This window comes from Alteromonas sp. W12 (assembly GCF_001924945.1).
Lineage (GTDB): Bacteria > Pseudomonadota > Gammaproteobacteria > Enterobacterales > Alteromonadaceae > Alteromonas > Alteromonas macleodii.
Map to the genome: position 1 here is coordinate 323140 of NZ_LQXH01000008.1, position 22155 is coordinate 345294.

The 22155-nt window shown below is 46.5% G+C and carries 18 protein-coding genes; 9 read left to right on the forward strand and 9 right to left on the reverse strand.

Annotated elements, in window-relative coordinates; translation table 11 throughout:
- Positions 1-699, reverse strand: a complete 699-nt coding sequence (locus AWH61_RS12800) for a ZrgA family zinc uptake protein (RefSeq protein ID WP_249922645.1) — start codon at positions 697-699, stop codon at positions 1-3.
- A 90-nt stretch (positions 700-789) separates the two neighbouring features.
- On the opposite strand from AWH61_RS12800, the gene AWH61_RS12805 reads away from it, so the two are divergent.
- Both AWH61_RS12805 and AWH61_RS12810 read left to right on the forward strand, forming a co-directional pair.
- Positions 790-3192 (forward strand): TonB-dependent receptor, encoded by a 2403-nt coding sequence (locus tag AWH61_RS12805; RefSeq protein ID WP_249922646.1) that lies wholly within the window; start codon positions 790-792, stop codon positions 3190-3192.
- A gap of 40 nt (positions 3193-3232) precedes the next feature.
- Positions 3233-4612: a 5-methyltetrahydrofolate--homocysteine methyltransferase gene (locus AWH61_RS12810; protein WP_075177253.1), complete on the forward strand. Its 1380-nt coding sequence runs from the start codon at positions 3233-3235 to the stop codon at positions 4610-4612.
- A gap of 116 nt (positions 4613-4728) precedes the next feature.
- Here AWH61_RS12810 and AWH61_RS12815 read toward each other — a convergent pair whose 3' ends face one another.
- From AWH61_RS12815 to AWH61_RS12835, 5 genes are all read right to left on the reverse strand, one after another.
- Positions 4729-5583, reverse strand: coding sequence for a pirin family protein (locus tag AWH61_RS12815; RefSeq protein WP_075177254.1), 855 nt, complete (start codon positions 5581-5583; stop codon positions 4729-4731).
- Between the two features lie 12 nt (positions 5584-5595).
- On the reverse strand, positions 5596-7356 hold the full coding sequence (locus tag AWH61_RS12820; protein WP_075177255.1) for an amidohydrolase: 1761 nt from the start codon (positions 7354-7356) through the stop codon (positions 5596-5598).
- A gap of 10 nt (positions 7357-7366) precedes the next feature.
- Positions 7367-7735, reverse strand: coding sequence for a c-type cytochrome (locus AWH61_RS12825; protein WP_039229162.1), 369 nt, complete (start codon positions 7733-7735; stop codon positions 7367-7369).
- 64 nt (positions 7736-7799) lie between these two features.
- Positions 7800-8510 carry a hydrolase gene (locus AWH61_RS12830; RefSeq protein ID WP_083605944.1) on the reverse strand — a complete coding sequence of 237 codons (711 nt, stop codon included), beginning with the start codon at positions 8508-8510 and terminating at the stop codon, positions 7800-7802.
- A gap of 144 nt (positions 8511-8654) precedes the next feature.
- Entirely contained in the window at positions 8655-9077 is a 423-nt protein-coding gene (locus AWH61_RS12835; RefSeq protein ID WP_039229165.1) for a YybH family protein, read from the reverse strand.
- A gap of 621 nt (positions 9078-9698) precedes the next feature.
- Between AWH61_RS12835 and AWH61_RS12840 the strand changes: the two genes are divergently transcribed.
- Entirely contained in the window at positions 9699-10481 is a 783-nt protein-coding gene (locus AWH61_RS12840; protein ID WP_075177256.1) for a sulfite exporter TauE/SafE family protein, read from the forward strand.
- 155 nt (positions 10482-10636) lie between these two features.
- Here AWH61_RS12840 and AWH61_RS12845 read toward each other — a convergent pair whose 3' ends face one another.
- The 3 genes from AWH61_RS12845 to AWH61_RS12855 form a co-directional block, all read right to left on the reverse strand.
- Positions 10637-12754, reverse strand: a complete 2118-nt coding sequence (locus AWH61_RS12845) for a TonB-dependent receptor plug domain-containing protein (protein WP_075177257.1) — start codon at positions 12752-12754, stop codon at positions 10637-10639.
- Between the two features lie 71 nt (positions 12755-12825).
- A complete protein-coding gene (locus AWH61_RS12850; protein ID WP_232379095.1) occupies positions 12826-13194 on the reverse strand; it encodes a hypothetical protein in 369 nt (122 codons plus the stop codon).
- A 110-nt stretch (positions 13195-13304) separates the two neighbouring features.
- Complete coding sequence (locus AWH61_RS12855; protein WP_075177258.1) at positions 13305-14585, reverse strand: sigma-54 interaction domain-containing protein; 1281 nt, start codon at positions 14583-14585, stop codon at positions 13305-13307.
- A gap of 155 nt (positions 14586-14740) precedes the next feature.
- On the opposite strand from AWH61_RS12855, the gene AWH61_RS12860 reads away from it, so the two are divergent.
- The 6 genes from AWH61_RS12860 (at position 14741) to AWH61_RS12885 (ending at position 22148) form a co-directional block, all read left to right on the forward strand.
- A complete protein-coding gene (locus AWH61_RS12860) occupies positions 14741-15346 on the forward strand; it encodes a Tll0287-like domain-containing protein (protein ID WP_014977691.1) in 606 nt (201 codons plus the stop codon).
- 326 nt (positions 15347-15672) lie between these two features.
- Positions 15673-17253, forward strand: a complete 1581-nt coding sequence (locus AWH61_RS12865) for a cytochrome ubiquinol oxidase subunit I (RefSeq protein WP_014951151.1) — start codon at positions 15673-15675, stop codon at positions 17251-17253.
- Positions 17250-18386, forward strand: a complete 1137-nt coding sequence (cydB, locus tag AWH61_RS12870; protein WP_075177259.1) for a cytochrome d ubiquinol oxidase subunit II — start codon at positions 17250-17252, stop codon at positions 18384-18386. The genes AWH61_RS12865 and cydB overlap by 4 nt, the downstream gene beginning before the upstream one ends.
- A 10-nt stretch (positions 18387-18396) precedes the next feature.
- Positions 18397-18510: a cytochrome bd-I oxidase subunit CydX gene (gene cydX, locus AWH61_RS12875; protein WP_014951149.1), complete on the forward strand. Its 114-nt coding sequence runs from the start codon at positions 18397-18399 to the stop codon at positions 18508-18510.
- 169 nt (positions 18511-18679) lie between these two features.
- Positions 18680-20569, forward strand: a complete 1890-nt coding sequence (locus AWH61_RS12880) for an ATP-binding cassette domain-containing protein (RefSeq protein ID WP_083605935.1) — start codon at positions 18680-18682, stop codon at positions 20567-20569.
- Entirely contained in the window at positions 20559-22148 is a 1590-nt protein-coding gene (locus tag AWH61_RS12885) for an ATP-binding cassette domain-containing protein (protein WP_075177260.1), read from the forward strand. Before AWH61_RS12880 ends, AWH61_RS12885 begins: the two co-directional genes overlap by 11 nt.
- Positions 22149-22155: the final 7 nt, after the last annotated feature.

Below are 22155 nucleotides of genomic sequence, written 5' to 3' on the forward strand. Positions count from 1 at the left end.
CTAGCTGCTTATCAGTAAGGTTGGCTGACTTGGAGTTATCTCTAGTGCGCCTTGTCCTTTGTTGGTTACCCAAATTGCATTAACGTGCTGCAGGCTTGGCCAATGGGGAAACCCTGTCATCTCAATACGCTTTACGGGGCCTTGGCAACTAAGCAAATATGCGACACGAAAATCAGAGTGGGTGTTGCGATGGGCATGGTCTTCGTGTTCACTTTCATGCTCGTCATGCTCGTCATGCTCGTCATGCTCGTCATGCTCGTCATGCTCGTCATGCTCGTCATGCTCGTCATGCTCGTCATGCTCGTCATGCTCGTCATGCTCGTCATGCTCGTTAGCTACCTCCCATGGGCTTTCAAGTGTGGTATCGAGTAATTCACACGTATTGCTTAGGGTAAAAATGTCGTCAAAGCGCTGAAAAACCTTTTGCGTTTCTTTATAACGTTTTTTCTCGCTAGCCGTGGATGGCGCGTATTCAAACCCCAGAACATCAGCAGCAGGCAGCTGCAGCACAAACTGCCACTCACTTCCCGCTTGTAGGATTTGTAGTTTGCCTTCGCCGTGAGTATGAGGCGCAGCATGAACAGCGTTGATACCCATCCCAGCCAAATTCAATCCGACAAAAGTACCTACCTTAAGAAAAGTTGAAGAGGCGCGTAGCGCTTTTTGTGAATTCTTCCACGTAATAGAAATAGTTTTCATTTTTACCTCTTGCGTAAACGTTACAATATAACATACCATAAAAATAAATATGATACATTATCACATTACACAAATTCAGAGGTTAGAATAATGAAACTGTCTCGATTGGCGTTAGGCTTATCGCTTTCAGCGCCTGCGTTGCTATTAGCATCTCCGTCAGCGCTGGCACAAACACTTTCTGGCACGGTAACTAATGCAGCCGGAAAGCCGCTCGCCAATGCCACTGTTGAAATTGAGGCGCTAAAGCGCGTTACCAGTACTAACGAGCTGGGCGAGTTTACTTTCTCTAACGTAAAGGAAGGCGACTATACGCTTCACATATTCGCCTCTGGCTTCGCTCACTTACATGAGCATGCGCAAGTTCAATCTGACAACGCAGAAGGCGCTAACTTTGTCTTGGCGCGCAGTGCTATCGAAGTGATTGACGTGCACGCCACGCCTATGCATTTATCGGTGATGGAATCGGCCACACCAGTGAGCGTGTTATCTGGCGAAACCTTACGTCGGCAACAAGCGGCCACGCTGGGCGATACGCTAGAAAAATTACCCGGCGTACAGTCTAACTTCCATGGCAATGTTGCGAGCACGCCAATTATTCGTGGCCTTAGCGGACCACGGGTACTGATTACTCAAAATGGCTTGGATGTGAGCGACGTTTCCCGTGTTGGCCCCGACCACGCAGTAGCAAGTGAAGCCTCAACCGCTAAACAAATTGAAGTGCTGCGTGGGCCAGCAACCCTGTTCTTCGGAAGCGGTGCGATAGGCGGTGTGGTGAACGTAGTTGACCAACGTGTGCCCACGTCCACTGAAACGCGCGGTGAATTTGTATTAGAAACGCAAACCGTTAACGACCAGAAACTTGGAACGTTTAACGTGACTACTGGGGTGGACAACATAGCCTTTTACGCTGACGGTTTTTATCGCGATTCAAATGATTATGAAACACCTGTTGCCCCTGACATTGATGACCCAGATGGCGCCCATGTGGTTGAAAACAGTAACGAAGAATCGAATGGGTTTACGTTAGGGACCAGCTATTTATTCGACCAAGGCTATGTTGGCGTAGCGGTAGAGCGATTTGAGCGAGAGTATGGCGTGCCTGGGCACAGCCATGGCGGAGATACTTCGGTATTCGCTGATCTTGAGCAAACTAAGTATCAGCTTTTAGGTGAGTACAACTTTACCAATGACTTTTTTCAAAGTGTTCACTTTAGAGCGGGCTATACCGATTATGAACATGCTGAAGTTGAGGGCGGTTTAGTAGGTACCACTTTTAGTAATGAAACCGAAGAACTTCGCGTAGAGTTATTGCATAAACCCATGGCTGGCTGGCGCGGTGGTATCAGCCTTCATTACAAAGGGAGCGATGTATTTGCTCAAGGCGAAGAAGCCTTTACACCGCCTTCAGAAATGGAGATGTTTGCTGTAGCACTCATGGAAGAGCGTCACTTTGGTGATTTTCTGGTTCAACTAGGAGCGCGAGCGGAAAGCGTAACATTAGACGCATCAAGTGTGCTGTTGCCTGAGCTTGACGCTCACGAGCACGACGATGAACATGATCATGATGAGCATGCTCACGACGAACATGAACATGAAGGCAGCGAGTTCGTACGACAGTTCGCGGTAGATCAAGAGTTTACACCTATATCGCTATCAGCGGGTGTAGTTTATACCATTAATGAAAGCTATAACGTGGGCGTTTCACTTTCCCGTTCAGAGCGCGCCCCTTCTGCCTCTGAGCTTCTTTCTTTTGGCCCGCATATTGGCACCCGTACCTATGAAATTGGCGCCCTTTTTGATTTGTCAGAGGAAGGCGAGTTTGTGCTTTCTCAAACGGCAATCGATCTTGAGACAGCAAATAACATCGACCTAACGTTCAGAAAAACACAGGGTGACGTTGGCTTTGTATTTAATGCTTTTTATAACCAAGTAGATAACTACTACTTCCAAGAAGAAACCGGCTTATTCGCTGAAAGTGGTCATGACCATGATCATGGCGAAGAGGGGCACGGTGAAGAAGGGCATGATGAACACAGCGATGAACTACCTGTTTACCTGTTTGGTTCAGCTGACGCCATCCTTCATGGTTTTGAGTTACAAGTTGCCTGGCAAACCACTGACAACCTAAAACTCGATTTCTTCGCCGACTACGTTAAAGCCCGCCTTAAAGATGGTGGCGCACTGCCTCGCACTTCGCCCATGCGAGTGGGCTCACACGTTGCCTACACGTTAGATAACATTCGCGCAGATTTAGACATCACATATTTTGCAAAACAAGACGATATCTCGACGTTCGAGACTGAAACGGACGGCTACACCCTTGTTGATGCTTCAATCACGTACGACATTCCTTTGGGAGATATTGATTTATCGGTTTACCTGAGCGGTGAAAACCTAACCGACGAAGAAGCGCGCGTTCACACCTCATTTTTGAAAGATATTGCACCACGTCCGGGTAGAAACTTTGCTTTCGGCGTACGCGGTTATTTCTAAGATCAGCTTATAAAAAAGAATTATTGATAGGGATACACACATGAAAAATAGACTAGTACTAAGCGCCATAGCCAGCGCACTTTTGCTCGCAGGCTGTGGTGATGCAGAAACCAATATTGTAGAGCTGGATCCTATTGAGGTGCCAGAGGATGATCACGACCACGACGATCACGACTCAGATTATGAAATTGAAAGTGAAGGCAGATTGGTTGTTGCCGATGCTGCATCAAATACGCTCACTGTCTTTGATCTAGATGATAATTCAGTACTTGATACGTTTTCTGCAACCTTTGATGGAAGTAGTGTAAGCGCCTCTGCAGACTATCGCTTTGCAGTCATCAACAGCCGAGCAAACGGATTAACTGAGTTTCTTGATGGTGGATTATGGAGAGAAGATCACGTAGAGCACCTGCACGACTATGAAGAAGCCCCAAGTCTGTCTAGTTTCACACTTGAAGGTAGTCAACCGACTCATGTAGTAACACACGACGGTCAGCTTGCTGTGTTTTACGACGGAAATGCCGATACCAGCATGCCGGCAGCGGTAAAAGTAGTAACCGATACCCAAATTGCCAGTGAAATTACAGAAGTTCCTACTTTGGAATTTACTGTAAATATGCACGGTGTCGCGGAACCGCGTGGAGACATGCTAATTAGTACTGTACGTCGTGATGATGCAGAGTCTCGTTCTGCTAATCCAATCTTGCCAGACAGTGTTGCGGTATATCACTGGCATGATGGCGAGTACGAAGAAGAGCAACGCTTTGATGGCGAGTGTGCTGATTTACATGGCGCCGCTCAAAACGAAGTAGCTGTGGCATTTGGCTGTAGCGACGGCGTATTAATTCTCAACGAAGATGATGAGGTATTTACCAGCGCGTTTATTGACAACATTGATGGGCTTGGCGATTTGCGCATTGGCACAATGTATGGACATGAACACGCTGAAGCGTTTATTGGTATTGCTTCACGGCACGGCGGTGGCAGCGCCATCTTGGCCAATGTGTCGCCTGTAACTAGCACAATGAGCGTGATTGACTGGCAGCCAGAGACTGACGCTCATGCAGTGTCATACGGCTTCTCAATGGGCGGTGAATTCTTTGTTATTTTAGATGACAAAGGTTTTGTAACACTGCTAGAAGCGCATGAAGAAGACGGTGACACGCACTGGGAATTTTCGCACAAAATTGATGTGGCCAGTGCCAGCGCCGCAAACCTAGCAGAAGGTCAGTCATTTAGCATGGCGGCATCGCAACACGAAGAAGCCTTGTTTGTTGTTGACCCTGTTGCGCAAGCTATCCTCGCTGTTGATTTGGAAACCGAGACCACGGAAACCTTGCTTGAACTGGATTTTGAGCCTGCAGGTGCAGTTTGGCTAGGTATTGCAGAAGAACACGAGCACGACGATCACGACCATTAATACGTAGTGGTATTACGCTAATGAAAGAGCAGGCTATAAGCCTGCTCTTTTCGGTTTTAATGTATTTTGTGCTTAAAGCCATTAGTTTGTTGCTAGAGCTGCTTACAACAACAGCTTTATTTAGGCAGCGGAATAAACTCGCGGTCGTCACCCGGAATAGTTGGGAATAACCCGTTTGCCCAACGAGCCTCAGCGTCTTCTATTTTCTCTTGAGAGTACGCCAAAAAGTTCCAACGTAAAATGGGTTGTTTCTCCATTTTCTCTCCACCTAAAAGGAAGTAGCGACTATTCTCCATGGTTTCAATTTCACTTTCATCGTCCAATAGCACAAATTCGCCTGCGCTGAATACTGCATCTCCTAGTTTTACTTTTCCGGAAATAACGTAACAGGCCGTTTGAGATTTGCCACACGGACGCTCAATAACCGCTCCTGCCTCTGTTATAACATCTAAATAAAACATGGGTGAGTACGTCTTAACCGGTGACGTATAGCCGTACGCTTCTCCTGCAATTAGTCGCATCAGCACTTTTTCGCGATGTATATAAGGCAGTTTAGCTTTGTTTACATGTATAAAGCTGGGCTCCATATCTGCCTTTTCTTCGGGTAATGCAACCCAGCACTGTAGACCGTTTAGCACATGGTCACTGCCTCGGGTTTCAATGGTCTCTCTCTCAGAGTGAACAATGCCTTTACCCGCTGTCATCCAGTTTACGTCACCAGGCTGTATTTCCTGAATAGTGCCTAAGCTATCCCTATGCAGCATACTACCTTCCATTAAATAACTAATGGTGGCCAGTCCTATATGCGGGTGGGGCCTAACGTTAATGCCGCTGCCTGCTGGGAAATGTGCAGGTCCCATATGGTCAACAAAAACAAATGGGCCAATGCTCCTTGCGTCAACGTGGGGAATAATGCGACTTACTGAGAAGCCACCTAAATCTTTTTTGTGAGATGAAATTCGTTTTGCCATGATCTTTCTCAATTAACGTTGTTGGGAGAAGTTAACCGGTGACCACGCGGGCTCGGCTGATTCTATTGGTGTTGCGAGTTCTGGGTACTGCTGTCTATCGGCAAAAACGACGTTGCCGTCTACGACAGTTAACTGTGCTTGTGTGTTTAGCAATGCCTTTTCACTTACTGTTAAGATATCGTGGTTAAGAATAGCAAAGTCAGCGTAAAAGCCAGGTTGCAATCTACCCTTAACGTTTTCTTCTCCAGATAGTGCAGCACTCCCTTGAGTAAATAGCTTTAGGGCTGTCAGTCTGTCTACATGCTTTGTACCTATATCAAAACCACCCACGGTTTTTCCGCTCACTGCCCAGTAATAGGTTGCCCATGGATTAAAACTTGAAACGCGGGTACCGTCTGTGCCTAAGCCCACTGTGATACCAGCACTAAGCATTTGCGTTATAGGGGGCGTGCGCTTGGCTTGCTCGGCGCCATATCGCTCAACGAAATCCTCACCGGCAAAGGCCATACGACCTTGCACCGCAATCGCGCCACCTAACGTTTTAATGCGCGAAAGATTTTCATCAGACACCGTCTCGGCGTGGTCGATAATCCAGCGCACGCTATCAACGGGCTGTGTTGAGTGAATATGTTCAAGTACGTTTAAAATACGTGTTATAGATTGGTCATAAGTGGCATGGAGCCTAAACGGCCACTGCTGTAACAGATGAAGCCTAATCACTTCTTCCAGCGCATCTTCGGCTTCGCCTGGAAGTTCAGGGCGTGGCGCACGAAAGTTTTCATAGTCTGACGCTTTATAAGTGAGTAGCTCGCCACCGCCTTCAATTACATAGCCATTGTCTAAATGAATATGCTGGTTTTGATTTGCTTCATACTTACTCATCCATGTAGCAAAACTCACCATTTCTTTATTAGGCACTTGCGGGAACAAGTAATTAGAAACCCGTATCGGTAACTCACCGAGCTTGGCAAGGGTTTCACTGGCTGTATAGTCTTCAGGAAAGGTATGGCCACCGCCGCCTGCGTCTACTACGCTGGTTACGCCTAAGCTAAGTAGCTTGCGATAAAACTGTCGACTGGAATTTAACTGCTCATTTGCGCTTAGCTGAGGCAGCGCTGCAATGGTTTTATACAAAATCATTGGGTTGGGTTGAGCAAGCAAAACACCTGTAGGGTTTCCGGTAGCATCTCGCTCTATCACGCTTCCCTTTGGCGCTTGGGTGTCTTTGTCTATTCCCAGTGCTTCAAGGCCTTTTTTATTGAGCACACCACCTGAGTAAAGATGAAGCACAAATACCGGTGTGTTTGGCGCGATGTCGGTAAGCTCTTGTGGTGTAGGTAAGCGCTTCTCTTCAAATTGATAAGGGCTGAAACCTCCAATGACTCTTACCCATTGCCCCTTGGGCGTGCGTTTGGCTTGTGCTTCTAGCATGGCTAAGCCTTCTTTCAAGCTTGTAATACCTTCCCAGCGAGTTTCTAAATTATAAAAACGTCCTCCTCGCGTTACGTGCATATGCGAGTCATTAATACCTGGAATGAGCCGCTGTCCTTTTGCATCGATTACTTGAGTGGCACTATCTGCGTCTGCTAGCAGCTGTTGGGCATCTTGCGAAAAGGCGCTAAATTTACCTTTTTCTACGCTAAGAGCCGTATAGGTTTGGCCGCTCGAGTTTGTGATTTTTGCATTTACAACGACCAGATCTGGGGCAGCCATTGCCTGGCTAGCGCCAAACAATAGAGCAACAATCGAAAAACGTGACAATAATAAATTCATGGGATAGCTCCTAGTTATTGCTGCTTTGGCTAGTGGTTTGTTTACCTGACTGGGCTGCAAAATAAGTGGCTAGGGCGTCAATATCGTCATCGCTAAGCCCTGATGCATTGGGGCGCATGATGCTGGCCATACCGCCTTTCCTGATGCCGTCGCGATAAGCTTTAAGTGCATAAACTAGGTACGGTTTGTTTTGACCTGCCAAATTAGGGTTACTTTCAATGTTGGCAATGCCTGTTTCACCGTGACACCCCATACAGTATTGTGAAAGTGTTTGGCCTTTTTCGTATTGCGCGCTATCGGTATTAGCGCTAACGCTGAAAGAAAGTGTTGCGATTTGAAGCGCGATCAATAGTGCTACAAGTGGGTGCAAAGCTCTCATGTTAAACTCCTCGTGCAGTAACGATACAAGTGCGACAGGTCACGGTGACCTGTCGCATCAAAGGCTACTGGCCTTCTTTGGCGTTAAACATTTCGGTTGCGTAAATAAGGCCTAAACCGTATCCCCCAGCATGTTCTTTTGCGATGTTTGTCACGTCCACATAGCTTTCAGTGCGAGCCCAATCACGTTGAAGTTCTAGAAGGTACTGCAACCAAGTAATGGGTTGAGCACCTGCCTGAATCATACGCTGAACCGCCATGTCGTGAGCTTCTTTAGATACACCGCCAGACGCATCGGTTACAAAATACACGTCATAGCCTTCTTCAATGGCAGACAGCACTGGCCCTACACCGCAAACTTCTGTCCAAAGCGCTGCAATAACAATTTTGTTCTTTTTAAATTTCTTAACCTTGTCGGTGACTCGCTTATCTTCCCAGGTGTTCATCGTTGTGCGGTCAATAGGTGTTTGGTCGGGGAATACTGCTTTTAATTCCGGGAAAAGCGGGCCGCTGAATGACTTTTCAGCTACGGTTGTCAGAATGGTGGGTACATTAAATGCCTTTGCAGATTTTGCTAGACCTGTAACGTTGTTGCGCACACCTTCGATTGAATGTGAGCGTGTTGCAAACGCCATTTGAGGCTGGTGGTCGATAAGAATGACCGTGTGGTTGTCGGGTGTCAGAAGGCTCTTGGCTGGCTCTCCCGCTTGCACAGAAGGAACAAGAAAGGTTAAGCCAGTAACAAGTGCTGCCATTGATTTTTTAATATTGAACATTGTGATTTCCTCTTGGATTAAGTTTGTCGTGAGTACTTCGTAAACCTCGAGATAAATCTTATGTTCGTTTTTATTAATTTTAAATGCGTAAAAATTCATCAAATTATTCTAATTTTTAGAATCAAATGCCTGGATTTGAGAGAATCACGCAAAATCTAACAAATCAGTACCGAAGAAGTTATCGATGACACAGCGCCATTCACCACTTGCATCCCTTTGCAGAACATAAACGGCGCGCTTACCCTCGCAGGGTAGGGCGTTGGGTGTTGTTTTAGGAACAAGGTAAAGCTTAGCGACGACTAGCGCTACGTCACCTGCTTGTATAACCCGTTCATCTCCGGTTGTAACAAAATGATCGGGCATGAATTTCTTTTGAAATTTAAGCAGGGCATCAACGCAGTCTCGCTGCGTGGCATGTTCTTCAGCGGCTTGGTTTTGCGTTGAGCTGGACATAGGGGTCGCGACCACTGTTGCATCGCTAGCATAACATTGGGATAAGGCGTCTTGATCGCCGCGGTTTACTGCGTCATGCAACTGTTGTAACACGTGAGATATTGGATTGTTCATGGCTGTCGTTCCGTTATTTTTACCGCAAGACGAGCCAATAAAAAACCCGCCTTTGCGGCGGGTTTAGTGAATTCTATTTACGCACTAGCTAACCCGCCCATTCCTTAGAATAGCGAGAATAATAATCAGCGCAGACGCTGAGTAAGCAGTATGTGTATTCGTGTTTTTAGGCATAGTATTTAAAAACAGTGCGCTGCTAGTGAGTATTTAATGACCCGAGTATCCTGTGCACAATGAAGAAAGTCAATGGGTTTTTAGGTATAGAAATTAGACCCATGCGAGTGGGTGGGCAAGCGGTAAGTGTAAGGTATAAGATGTAACGCTACCCTAGGCTTCAAATATGGTAATGCGAATAATCGTGCCCTGCTTTAAACAATCATAAATATCTTTATCAGTGAACCCGCTATTGCGGAGAAGTTGCCTGGCAACTAGCTTAGCGCCTTTTGTACACTGCTTGTCACGTATTATTCGAAGTGCTTTGTTTAAATAACTAATAGAAGGCATGATAAATAACCTTACGCGTTAGGCGTGAGTTTTGTATGATATTTAAACGATATGTTTTGGTGTAATGATCACTCAAACCATACAAACTGTGTTACGAATTAAGGTGGAATTTGACCCTTGGAGTTACTTTATAGCTGGTTAACGGCCAATGATGCGATGTCGATGTCATCATCAGTAGTACTTGTTGTTACCTCCTTCTTTACGTCGATGATAACAGCAACGCTGGGTATTGGTGGCGGGGTCTTACTACTGGCAGTAATGGCCGGTACTATGCCAGTCAGTGCGCTGATCCCGGTTCACGGTTTAGTACAGCTTGGTTCAAACGGTAACCGTGCACTGATGACGGCAAGGCATATCGACTGGAATATGCTGAAGTATTTTTCTTTAGGCGCAATCGTTGGCGCTTTTTTGGCCTCGTTTGTTGTGGTTCAGCTGCCGTTGGTTATTATTCAATTTGCGGTTGCCGCATTTATTTTATTTCTGGTGTGGGGGAGTAAACCCAAAGCACAAGAAATGAACCCCGCGGGAAGAACATTGGCAGGGTTGGTAACCACGCTGGTTTCAATGTTTGTAGGTGCCACAGGGCCTCTGGTGGCGGCATTTGTACACCGAAATAATTACAGCAAAATGCAGATTACCGGCACGTTTGCCAGCTGTATGACACTGCAACACGGCCTTAAAGCGTTTGTTTTTACCTTTGTAGGGTTTTCTTTTGCCCAGTGGGCCGGGCTAATCATTATTATGATTGCCAGTGGTGCGCTCGGCACATTCATCGGCTTGAAAGTATTAAAGCGTGTCCCCGCTGATAAATTTATGCTGGCGTTCAAGATAGTGGTGACACTGTTGGCCCTGCGGCTCTTGTGGCAGGCATTCTCAACCTTATTTCCCGCTGTAATCTGACACAGTTCTTTACCTTCAAAATACTTACGTTAGTGCGCAAGTTTTCATTTCTAGCGTTTAAAACGGCATGTGTATCAGACATTAAGAGAAGATAAACCAGCGAAGGAGAATCACTGGTTTATCTTTATGCCTTTTGGAGTTTGAGTTTTAAACGGTTAGAACCTGTAGCTCAGCGATAGATGCCACTCTCGTCCCGCTGCGGGTACTCGCTCACCTACTGCAACATCAGTATTCCTCACGCGGTTAATTCCCGCTGTGTGTGGGGCGTAATGCTTATCAAATAGGTTATGAATGGTGGCCGTAATCTGAAGATTTGACCGCGCATTATCTATAAGGGTGAAAAGCCCCGTAATGTGTACTAATCCATATCCTGCAGTAGTGGTTTCATTTTGTAGCGCTGAAACGTGGTTTTGTGCTCCTGCCAATTCTGACGTTAGTTGCAGCGCCATTGGCGCATTAAGTAGCTGTGTATCCCACCGAATGGTGGTGATTAGCTGTTCGGGGGCGATACGAAACAAAGCATCGTCTATATCGTCGCGATTACCGTGCTGAACACTTGCTACTGCGTTAAGCTTCACGTTATCAAACACATTACCCGAAACAGTCAGATCTGCCCCTTTGATTACGGCGTCTGTATTAGTCCATTGAAATGGTGTTGTGCCTGCCATCATGGTGGAGACCATATTGGCAGCCATATTCGTGCTGGGAGAACCAGTAATATAGTCTTCAATATCTTGATAAAAGAGGCGAGGAGAAACTGACCAGCTTTTGAAACGGTAATCAATACCCACATCTATCTGGCGTGCAGTTTCGTTGTCTAGAGCCAAGTTACCAATGTAGTTAAATCCGTCTGCCATTCCCCCAGAAATACCAAGAGGTAGCCACGTATAGCGCTCGAAGTAAGTAGGGGCACGGTTTTTCTGCGATACGCCAAGGACAACATCGACATTGTCGCTGGCGTGATATCGCGTGCTAGCGGCAATATCTAACATGTTATAGCTCTTACTGCGTTCTGCCGCGTTGAAATCATCAACGAGTGAAGCAATGGCAGGGTTCATCATAACCATATTAGAACCGGCTAGCCCGGCATCCATGTCAACACGTGTATATCGGGTACCAATTGTTGTTGAAAAAGATGCTTTATCTCGCTGCCATTCTGCGTATACGCTGGCTGTGTCTTTTTCTACGTTGGTAAAGTTATCAACGAAGAACATGCCGTTATTAGGGTTGGTGATGGTCGAGTTATTCCTGCTGTGGTGCAGATAGGCACCCAGTTTGAGGTCGCCTTTATAAAATGGCGTCACATAGGTGGCATCTACACCTTGAGCAATAGCATCAGCGTTATTCTCTCTCGCCATGTCGGCAGACATCACCATGCGCTGTGAGAAGTTGTCCATGGCATGTTGGTTGCTGTTGCCAAACCAGCTTAACGTGAAGAACTCCCTATCGTTTGCGTTATAGCGATAGCCCAGTCGATACCAAGCGGCATCAATAAAACCAATGTCCATGGCTAAAGCAGGCGTGCCGCTTTCGTTAGTATTAAGTTGCTGATAACTCACATCGACTTGGTGATTGCCCCACTCGACGCCCGCCCTGAACTTACCGCCATTTCTTTGGTAATGGCTGTTTGGTATAACGCTGTTATCTCCCGACTCTTGTTCGTCGCGCTGCTGATGAGTGAAGGCGCCGCTAACAAAAGCCTGGCCACTCTTATAAAACAGATTGCCTTGGTATTGCTGACCGCTCCCCGGAGATATTGCGCCGGCACTTACGCTACCGCTAAAGCCTGTATTCAAGTCAAAAAGTGCTGAGGCATCAGAGTGAATGCGAAGCTTTCCGCCTAGCGTCTGCACACCTGTACTTACTGGTACAATCCCCCGGTAAAGGGTGGCGGTCAGTCCTGGTTCTGGCAGCACATGAGAAAGGGGCGAGTCCATGGCGTTTGGTCCTGCTCCAGCAATATCAACGCCATCAATGCTTACGCCAACTCGGTCACCATAAAGTCCTCTATACTGAATAAGTCCGGTGACTGGGCCGTTTCGAGATATCGACACGCCAGGTAATGTGGCAAGCTGATCGCCAAAGTCAGCGTCAATATTGCTGGCAGCACTAACAGACTCTTGCTCTATATTTTGCGTGCTAAGGGAAAGCGGTGTGCCAATAACGGTGACCACTTCTGTCGAAGTGTTATCGGCTAAGTCGATGGTGTTTGCGTAAATGTGTACGGGCGCGCACGCAGTGAATACGGCAAGCGCAATGATAGATTGCTTCATAACAATTCCATTTTAAAAAACGAGTGTTGTGCATGGTGAAAGCATGCATGTTCAGTGTGTTTGGGAGGTTGTTATGCGTGTGGTGGGGCACGACTTAGCGGCGCCGCGTAAGCAAAATCTGTAAAGGGCTTAGCCGCTAAACGCGCGACTAAAGCGCGATAGCGAACCAGCGATAGTAAAGGTAATGTGGCATGTAGTGGCTCGTCAACCTGAGGTAAGTCGGCTAACGTGCCATTGGTACAGTCAACGTGCTCGGCGGGTGCTTTGAGCAGTTCGGGGCTAACAAAAACGAACTCACCTTCAAACTCAGTGGCGCTAATTGAAATGTAGCGCATGGTCTTGCCAGTACAAATAAGTTCAATATCTTCACCTACAAACGCACGTGCTTGCTGCATAGTATGGGCAGCAAGGCCAAGTGCTAATGCATTTTGCAAAAGCATACAAAGGCAAAGTGTTAGTGTAAGTAGGCGTCTTAAAGTCATTTTTCTTTATCTGGTTAGCGCCTTTTTATCATAGCCTGCGTTTTGGTAATTTTTCTACCTATTATTTTTTACGTATCTCCAACCCCCGCTTTTTTCAGCTTTCTGTAAAGTGTACGGGTACTCACTCCCAGCGCTTGTGCAAGTTGCTGGGTATCGCCTTCAAAAGACGTGTGAACCTGACGTAAGTATTGGCGTTCCAATTCGTCTAAGGTTACAACGTTACCGTGAGATGACGAGGCATCATTGATAGCATCAGAGCTTATGTTATCGAGCTCGGGTAAGTCTGTATCGTAAATAACGGTTTCATCAGCCAGTAAAATAGCTTGGTCTACAATGTTTTTTAGTTCGCGAATATTGCCTGGGAACGGGTAGTTGGTTAGTTTTTCTAGCGCGTTTTTATGAAACCGTTTTTTCTCTTTAGACATTGCCAAAAAGTGAGCGGCTATCAGTGCTATATCTGATTTTCTTTGTCGTAAAGAAGGGAGGTTGATAGGAAAACCGGCAATGCGGTAGTAGAGGTCCTGTCTGAATTCGCCCGTTTCCACCATATGCTTTAGATTTTTGTGTGATGCACACACTAAACGAAAATCAGCCTTTTTAGACACTGTGCTTCCTACAGGCCGATAAGTTTGAGACTCGAACAGCCGCAGAAGCTTTACTTGTGTTGAAAGTGGGATATCGCCGACTTCATCAAAAAACAATGTGCCGCCTTCCGCTGCTTCTACGAGCCCTTTCTTATTTGTGGTTGCGCCTGTAAATGCCCCTTTTTCATAACCGAATAGTTCGCTTTCAAGCAGCGTGTCAGACATGCCGGTACACTCGATGACAACAAATGGTTTGCCAGCACGGTGACTACTCGAGTGAAGTGCTTGGGACACCAGCTCTTTACCCGTGCCGGTTTCGCCAAACAATAGTACTGAAATATCTGAGTTAGCGGCGCGATTTATTTTGTTTAGCATTGCTTTAAATGCCTCTGATTCGCCGACCATCTTTCCTGCTGAAGGTCGGTTTGAGGCAAACGAAAGCTTATCAAGTATTTCCAAGAAACCTAATAATTCTCCGCTACCGTCGAAGATCGGGCGCATGAGGATGTCGCAGTAGCTTTGACCCTCACTGGTGGTATGAACGTGTACTACGCTAGCCGCTCGTCCTGTGGCTTTACTCTCTTGCATTGGGCAATGCTCGCCGCACTTATCGCAAGGTTTGTTGTTGCGGTGAGAGACTTGATAGCAGGTACTAAAGCCAAGCTTTATATCCACAGGGTAGGTATCTCTGTAGGGCTGGTTGACAGCTTCAATAACGTAGCTTGGGTTAATGAAGATTGCGGGTTTATCTATCGCATCTATCATCGCTTGTACTATGGATATATTCATGGGTGGCTGAATATTAGTTTGTTCTAATTTAATTTTGGCAATTTATCATATTGGCATAGAGCTTGTTCACTGTTTGAGACAAACGACAATACTTCGGTAGCAACTCATTCAGTTCCAAAGAGAGTTTTATAATGAAAAATAGCGTAATGCTGGTGGCGATAAGCTTATTGGCAAGTAGTGCTCATTCATTGGCAGATACAGTGACTGCCAATGAGAAAAAAAGTGAAAACAGTGTACAGGAAAAAGTCAAAGAAGCGCGATTACACGCAAAAGCACTGGGAGGCGCGCTAAAGTCACGACTACAGCAAGCAATTCAATCCGGAGGGCTAGAGGCTGGCGTTAACGAATGCCAGATTGCAGCGGCTCCTATTGCTCTGGCGCTTAGTCAAAACGGGTGGGAGGTTGGGCGTACCGCGCTGAAAGTAAGGAACCCAAACAATGCGGCAGATCAATGGGAGCGTGAGCAGTTAGCGTGGTTTTCACAATTACTGACCAAAGCTAAGCAAGACAATTTGGCCCCTAAAAGACCTATTGAAACTTATCAATACGATAGCGAAAGCGGTGAGTTTAGGTACATGATGGCGATTGAACAAGGTCAGGTGTGCATGGCATGCCACGGAGCCAATGTGGCACCTTCAGTAAAACAATCCATTCTAAAGCACTATCCCAATGATCAAGCTACAGGGTTTGAATTGGGTGATTTACGGGGTGCATTCACAATCACATATACACCCTAACGCGCCCTATTCTCTACCTCTCAATGTTCACCTACGTGACCTTTCTCTTGTGCCATATTTGTCACCTAAATGACAAATATGGCGAATGCATCGCCATGAATTGTTGCGTTGGATCAATAAGCCACACGCTCGGTCGTGGAATAATTTATCTGCACAGTACGAAAATACCGCCGTTTATCGGTAATTGCGCTTAAGCAGCCAAATTACTGATGTATGGCATAAACCGTGCTCTTGCCATGCGGCATATTCACGTGTTCATCACTGAATTTTAAACCACTTTTCTGCTAAGCGTTTAACGCGCACACGAAATACAAGGGAGATAACCCATGAGCGATACGTTAATAGAACTATCGCGGTGGCAATTTGCATTAACTGCAATGTTCCACTTTATATTTGTACCCTTAACTTTGGGGCTTAGTTTCTTACTTGCCATTATGGAATCGGTATACGTAATGACGGGTAAAGAAATTTATAAGCAGATGACCCAATTCTGGGGAAAGCTGTTTGGAATTAACTTTGCCATTGGTGTAGCCACAGGCTTAACCATGGAATTCCAGTTCGGAATGAATTGGTCTTACTATTCTCACTATGTAGGCGATATCTTCGGTGCGCCACTTGCCATCGAAGGCCTAATGGCCTTTTTCCTGGAATCTACCTTCGTGGGTTTGTTCTTCTTTGGCTGGGACAAAATGTCAAAGGTGAAGCATTTGATGGCGACTTGGCTGGTGGCCATTGGTTCAAACTTCTCTGCACTGTGGATCTTGATTGCTAACGGCTGGATGCAATACCCGGTAGGCGCTGAATTTAATTTTGAAGCCATGCGTATGGAAATGACCAGCTTTGCTGAGGTTATTTTTAACCCCGTAGCACAGGTCAAATTTGTTCACACTGTATCAGCAGGTTACGTGACCGGCGCAATGTTTGTGTTGGCAATTTCAAGTTACTACCTGCTTAATCATAAGCATATCGCCTTTGCGCGCCGTTCGTTCGCCATAGCTGCTAGCTTCGGCCTAGCCTCAACGCTTTCTGTGATCGTGTTAGGTGATGAAAGTGGTTATGAGCTTGGTGATGTACAAAAAGTGAAGCTGGCAGCAGTTGAAGCTGAGTACGAAACCCATCCTGCACCTGCGCCGTTTACTGTGTTTGGTATTCCAAACGACGAAAAGCAGGAAACCGAGTACGCCCTTCAAATTCCTTGGGCAATGGGCATTATTGCTACCCGTTCGTTAACCGAAGAAGTAAAAGGTATTAAGGATCTTAAAGAAGAGAATCGCGAGCGTATTCTAAGCGGAATTAAAGCCTATGAAGTACTTGAAGATGTAAGAAACGGCACCGCGACAGCTGAGCAACGTACTGCCTTCGACCAAAATAAAGACAGTTTGGGCTACGCTATGTTGCTAGAGCCTTTCACTGAGAACGTTTCAAATCCTTCTGATGCCGCGCTTCAACAGGCAGTAGATTACAGCATTCCGCCGGTTGCCCCATTGTTTTGGAGTTTCCGCCTTATGGTTGTGGCTGGCTTTATTATGCTTGCGCTATTTGTGTGCGCCTTTTACTACAGCACTAAACACAAGATTACTAAGCCACGCTGGTTATTAAAAAGCGCGCTCTATGGTTTGCCGCTTCCTTGGATTGCCTGTGAGGCTGGCTGGTTTGTCGCTGAATATGGTCGCCAGCCATGGTCAATTGCAGAGGTGCTTCCGGTGCATACGTCGGTATCTAATCTCGCCGTAAGCGACGTGGTAATAACCCTTGTAGCCTACAGTGCTTTCTACACCGGCATGTTCATTATTGGTTTTTACTTAATGAAGAAGTTTGCCAAAAAAGGGCCGATTCCCCCTGCAGATAAGCAGCCTGACACTGAATTTGATCTTATTGACCTTGATGAGCAAGGAGCAAAAGCATGATTGATTATGAACTACTGAGAGTCATTTGGTGGTGCTTGGTTGGCGTTCTGCTAATTGGCTTCGCGGTTACTGATGGCTTCGATTTGGGCGTTGGAGCTCTGCTCACGCTTATTGGTAAAAATGACAAAGAACGTCGCGTAATGATAAACACGGTAGGACCGCATTGGGATGGCAACCAAGTTTGGTTTATCACCGCAGGTGGCGCTATTTTCGCCGCGTGGCCGATGATTTACGCCACTGCGTTTTCTGGGTTTTACCTAGCATTGGCCCTTACCTTAATTGCCCTTTGGATGCGCCCGATAGGCTTTGACTACCGCAGTAAACTACCAAACCCTCAGTGGCGTAAAGCGTGGGATTGGGCGCTATTTGCTGGCGGTATTATCCCAGCCCTTATCTTTGGTGTGGCGTTTGGTAACCTGCTGTTGGGCGTACCGTTTGAAATGGACAGCACGCTTAAATCAACCTATACAGGCTCGTTCTTTGGCCTTTTAACACCGTTTGCGCTGGTGGCAGGACTGCTTTCTGTGGCTATGTTGCTGAACCACGGTGCAACCTGGCTACAAATGAAAACCGATGGCTTCATTGAAGTTCGCGCACGTGCAGTATCGGTTGTGTTAAGCCTGACTGGTGTAACGCTATTTGTACTTGCAGGTCTGTGGGTAGCATTTGGATTAGACGGCTTCGTGATTACCTCGGCAATTGACACCATTGCTACGTCAAATCCACTTAAGAAAGAGGTTGCCATTGAAGCTGGGGCTTGGATGAGCAACTACAGCAAATACCCCCTTATGATGGCAGCACCTGTGCTGGGCATTATTGCGGGTTTGGCCTGTGCGCTTTTCTCTAAGAAGGGTAATGCAGGTATGGCGTTTGTATCGAGTGCGCTATTTATAGCAGGCGTTATTTTAACGGCAGGCTTTTCAATGTTCCCATTTCTAATGCCAAGCATCACTATGCCAGAGGCGAGCTTAACGGTTTGGGACGCTACGTCTAGCCATATGACGCTAAACGTAATGTTTATTGTTGCCTGTATCTTTGTGCCTATTGTACTTAGCTACACGGCTTATAGCTTTTACGTAATGCGCGGGCGTATTAAAAATGAAGACCTCGACCAGTCTCACACCATTTATTAAGGAGAACGCTATGTGGTATTTCGCTTGGATTTTAGGAGTTTTGCTGGCGTGCTCTTTTGGCATTATCAACGCCATGTGGTTGGAGTCGACGGAAAATATGGATAGACCCGAAGACCAAGAGTAGAAGTAGGCTGGCCGCAAGGACACGTCGTGAACTCGTCCATGGGGGCTCTTCGGCAGCGTCCCTGCCGCTGAGGGTTCTTGCAGCCAGCCCACCACTTCGAAAAGAATGAAAAAGAAATGCGAGATTTGCTCTCGTTACTAAGTAACGAAAAAGATGAGTCAAAACCACAGTGATCAAAGAAAAAGTTCCCAACCGGCAAACGCTCAACGCGTGGTCCAATAAGATAGATAAGGCGCAGTCGCTTGGCTTGCGTACCTCTCTTACGGCCCAAGTAATGGTTAAGTGTTTGTCGCTTTTTTCTTTGATTATTGGGTTCTATTATTTTTCACATATTGCTCATGACTGGGTAGTAAATCAGACTCCTGCAACAGCGAGTGATGTCACAGGACTTGCCGTTTCTCTGGGGCTTAGCTGGCTGCTACAAGGCGCATTCAATGCTTTATCTAGTAGCGCAAGAATGCAGGTGTTAAACAAGCTCGAACAGCACCTACAACACGTATTCATTGAGCGTCAACATGCGCTTATTCGACAGCACTCGGTTTACTATTGGCAAACGGTGTGGCTACAGCGCTTACAGGCTTTTGCTGACTGGGCACTTGAATATCGAGTGCAGCAATTGATTGCAGTTGTTGTCCCATTATTTGCTTTAGCCGTTATCTTTTATGTGAACCCCGTTATAGGAATTGGCCTATTACTGACATTGCCGGTAGTGCCGCTTTTTATGATCATTGTGGGCAAGGGAGCCGCTGCCCTACATCGAAAGCATTTTATCGCCCTTGAACGTTTGGGAAGTTTATTTACTGATAGGTTAGCCGCGCTGCCGATGCTGGCAAATTATCAGGCGCATCAAAAACAAACAGCCCTGCTTAAAGATGCCAGTGAAAATTTGAATGCGCGTACTATGAAAGTAGTGAGCGTAGCGTTTTTGTCCAACAGCGTGCTCGACTTCTTCGCAACACTCGCGGTTGCACTAACGGCAGTATTTATTGGTTTTTCACTGTTAGGTGAATTGAGTATTGGGCCGGAAATAACGCTCCAGCAAGGCTTATGGATATTGCTGACCGTACCTTTGCTGCTAAGTGAAATGAAAAAGTTGGGGCAGGTATACCATCAGAAGGCGCAAGCAGAAGCAGCCAAAACTGAACTCGCGCCGTTATTCTCGTGCTTCACGCAAAACCTTGCTTGTAGTGCAGTGAATCCGGCTAACACTGCCACATCCCACTATCATTTATCAGAAACCGGTGTATTGCTAACAGCTAACAATCTTAAGGTCTATGACATTAACGCCGGGCAAACTCACTCGCAAAGCTCTCACGCTACAACGGATGTTGATGAGCCGTCTGTGCTTTTGCACGCTGAATCTCTAGAAGTATCAAAGGGCGACAAAATACTTATTAGCGGGCGCTCAGGTTCGGGTAAAACACTGTTATTAGAAGCCCTAGGTGGTCAAAGACCTAGCACTCATACATTCAGTGAACCGGTAATTTGGATAACCCAGCACCCCGTGATCACGCCAGGTACCGTGCGTGAAAATTTGTGCTTAAACGACAACTATACAGACGACGCGCTTATGAAAGCACTAGAAACAGTAGAACTTGACGCGTGGCTGTCGTTATTGCCTTGCGGGCTTGATACGGTAATGACTGATTATCCGCTGCTTTCAGGTGGAGAAGCGCAACGGCTGTCGCTAGCGAGAGCGCTGTTGCGCAAAGACGATATATGGTTACTAGACGAGCCTACAGCCCATTTGCCAGATCCCCAGCATGCAAGATTGGCACAGTTAATTGAACGTTTGGGTAGAGACAAAACACTGATTTGGGCTTCTCACAAAGCACTCCCTGCAAACTGGTTTAACCGCTTTTGGACGGTATCGCGCAGTACGAATGAACAAAACGTTATTTCCAACGCAAACTTCAACTCAATGTCAAAATCAGAGGCAGGGCTTAAAAGCAAAATAGGCGTTGTACAAGACGAGCACCTACAAGGCTGTAGCAGCGTGACGGCAACGAGCTTTAAGGCGAATGCCAATCAAAAGGAGTGTGGCCTTGATGAAAAGTAAACCGACTTATCTCACGCTACTGCTTGCTCTTTTACACGGTGTGGCAGGAATAACCATTCTTGTTATTTCTTCGTGGTTTATCGCTATCAGCGCTATTGCACCTGTAGGTTTTAATTACGTTATTCCGGCGGTGGTTATTCGCGCGCTAGCACTACTTCGCATTGCTTCGGGATATGCCAGTATGTGGGTGGGTCATAACGATTTGCTTACCCGTATCGCAGAGGGGCGCTTGCTTGTATTCAGTCAACTTGAAAACAGTAAAATTACCGACAAAGCATTCACAACAGAAGCATTAGCCCAGCATACCGAAACGCTTGCCAGTCGGTGGATTGCTTGGATAGCTCCGCTTTCTAACATCACATTTATATTCACAAATCTTTGCGTTGTTGCAGTATGGTTTAATCTTCCCGGCACCTCGTTTTTACTTACACTTTTTGTTATTTGGCTCTTCATCGTTGTGCTGCAAGGCTTTAGTGGTTTAAACGTTGCGAAAAAAGCGACAAAGGAAAATAAAGTGTTTCGCCAAGAGTCAGCCGACTTTCTTAACTGCAGCGCTTTATGGCACTTAAATAAAGCAATGACAGATAAGCCACAGGAAGAGGGTGGGCATGTGATCAATAGCATGCCGAGTGCTCATAGTGTTTGGCAACAACAAACTACGCAGAAAGACAAAGCGCTACGCGCGAGCTGGTGGTTTCAGGGCGCGGCATTTTTTGCCGTAGTGTTAGTTATGTCGGGCGCAGTTAGCCCAATATCTGACTTTTCGTATATGCCTATTGCTATTGTTGTGCCCATGATATTGATGGCTGCGCCTGATTGGGCTGGTGCAGCTTTTCACAGCATTACCAAGTTTGCACAGCACAAACAAAGCGCGAAAGCCCTTAAGAAGCTCAAAACCTCACCCATTAAAGTACTTGAACGCACCGAACTGCACCATTCACTTACGTTATCTGATTATACTGCCAAAAATAGACGCTTACCTTTGGTCAATGCTAGATTCCCAGCCACTGGCATCGTATGTATATCCGGGCCGTCAGGCTGTGGTAAGTCATCTTTGCTTCAGTCAATTGCGGGGGTAGTGCCTTCTACTGGACTTAAAGAAGTGGATGGCATGCGTATAGCCGATGGCTTAATTAAAAACTGGCGCTATGTGGAACAAGAGCCAATAGTGCTTTCTGGCAGTGTCTCTTCAAATTTAGACCCTGCCGGAATGGGTATTCCCCTTGATGACATGACTAACCTGTTAGCTCAATTAGGGCTAGAGGCACTGTTGCCGTTGTCTATGTGGGTTGGCAAGGCGGGAAGGGCGCTTTCTGGGGGCGAGCGCAAGCGGCTTGCGTTAGCGCGCGCTATTTTATCTCACGCCAATGTGTTGCTTGTTGATGAACCCTTCGAGGGCTTGGATGTAACTACTCAACATAAAGTGTGTGAAGTATTAAATCGCTACGCTGCCAACCACCTCATCCTTGTTGCTTCTCACGTTACGCCAAGCGCGTTGAATGTGTCATCAACACTATCACTAGATGAAGGGAGTGTTGGTAACCTGAGTAAAGGTCAGCGCCTTAACATGGTCACTTGAACATCAG

Bases quoted from the DNA above. Each gene is read 5' to 3' on its own strand.
- AWH61_RS12800 (WP_249922645.1), bottom strand. From the start codon at position 699: ATGAAAACTATTTCTATTACGTGGAAGAATTCACAAAAAGCGCTACGC.
- AWH61_RS12805 (WP_249922646.1), top strand. From the start codon at position 790: ATGAAACTGTCTCGATTGGCGTTAGGCTTATCGCTTTCAGCGCCTGCG.
- AWH61_RS12810 (WP_075177253.1), top strand. From the start codon at position 3,233: ATGAAAAATAGACTAGTACTAAGCGCCATAGCCAGCGCACTTTTGCTC.
- AWH61_RS12815 (WP_075177254.1), bottom strand. From the start codon at position 5,583: ATGGCAAAACGAATTTCATCTCACAAAAAAGATTTAGGTGGCTTCTCA.
- AWH61_RS12820 (WP_075177255.1), bottom strand. From the start codon at position 7,356: ATGAATTTATTATTGTCACGTTTTTCGATTGTTGCTCTATTGTTTGGC.
- AWH61_RS12825 (WP_039229162.1), bottom strand. From the start codon at position 7,735: ATGAGAGCTTTGCACCCACTTGTAGCACTATTGATCGCGCTTCAAATC.
- AWH61_RS12830 (WP_083605944.1), bottom strand. From the start codon at position 8,510: ATGTTCAATATTAAAAAATCAATGGCAGCACTTGTTACTGGCTTAACC.
- AWH61_RS12835 (WP_039229165.1), bottom strand. From the start codon at position 9,077: ATGAACAATCCAATATCTCACGTGTTACAACAGTTGCATGACGCAGTA.
- AWH61_RS12845 (WP_075177257.1), bottom strand. From the start codon at position 12,754: ATGAAGCAATCTATCATTGCGCTTGCCGTATTCACTGCGTGCGCGCCC.
- AWH61_RS12850 (WP_232379095.1), bottom strand. From the start codon at position 13,194: ATGCTTTTGCAAAATGCATTAGCACTTGGCCTTGCTGCCCATACTATG.
- AWH61_RS12855 (WP_075177258.1), bottom strand. From the start codon at position 14,585: ATGATAGATGCGATAGATAAACCCGCAATCTTCATTAACCCAAGCTAC.
- AWH61_RS12860 (WP_014977691.1), top strand. From the start codon at position 14,741: ATGAAAAATAGCGTAATGCTGGTGGCGATAAGCTTATTGGCAAGTAGT.
- AWH61_RS12865 (WP_014951151.1), top strand. From the start codon at position 15,673: ATGAGCGATACGTTAATAGAACTATCGCGGTGGCAATTTGCATTAACT.
- cydB (WP_075177259.1), top strand. From the start codon at position 17,250: ATGATTGATTATGAACTACTGAGAGTCATTTGGTGGTGCTTGGTTGGC.
- cydX (WP_014951149.1), top strand. From the start codon at position 18,397: ATGTGGTATTTCGCTTGGATTTTAGGAGTTTTGCTGGCGTGCTCTTTT.
- AWH61_RS12885 (WP_075177260.1), top strand. From the start codon at position 20,559: ATGAAAAGTAAACCGACTTATCTCACGCTACTGCTTGCTCTTTTACAC.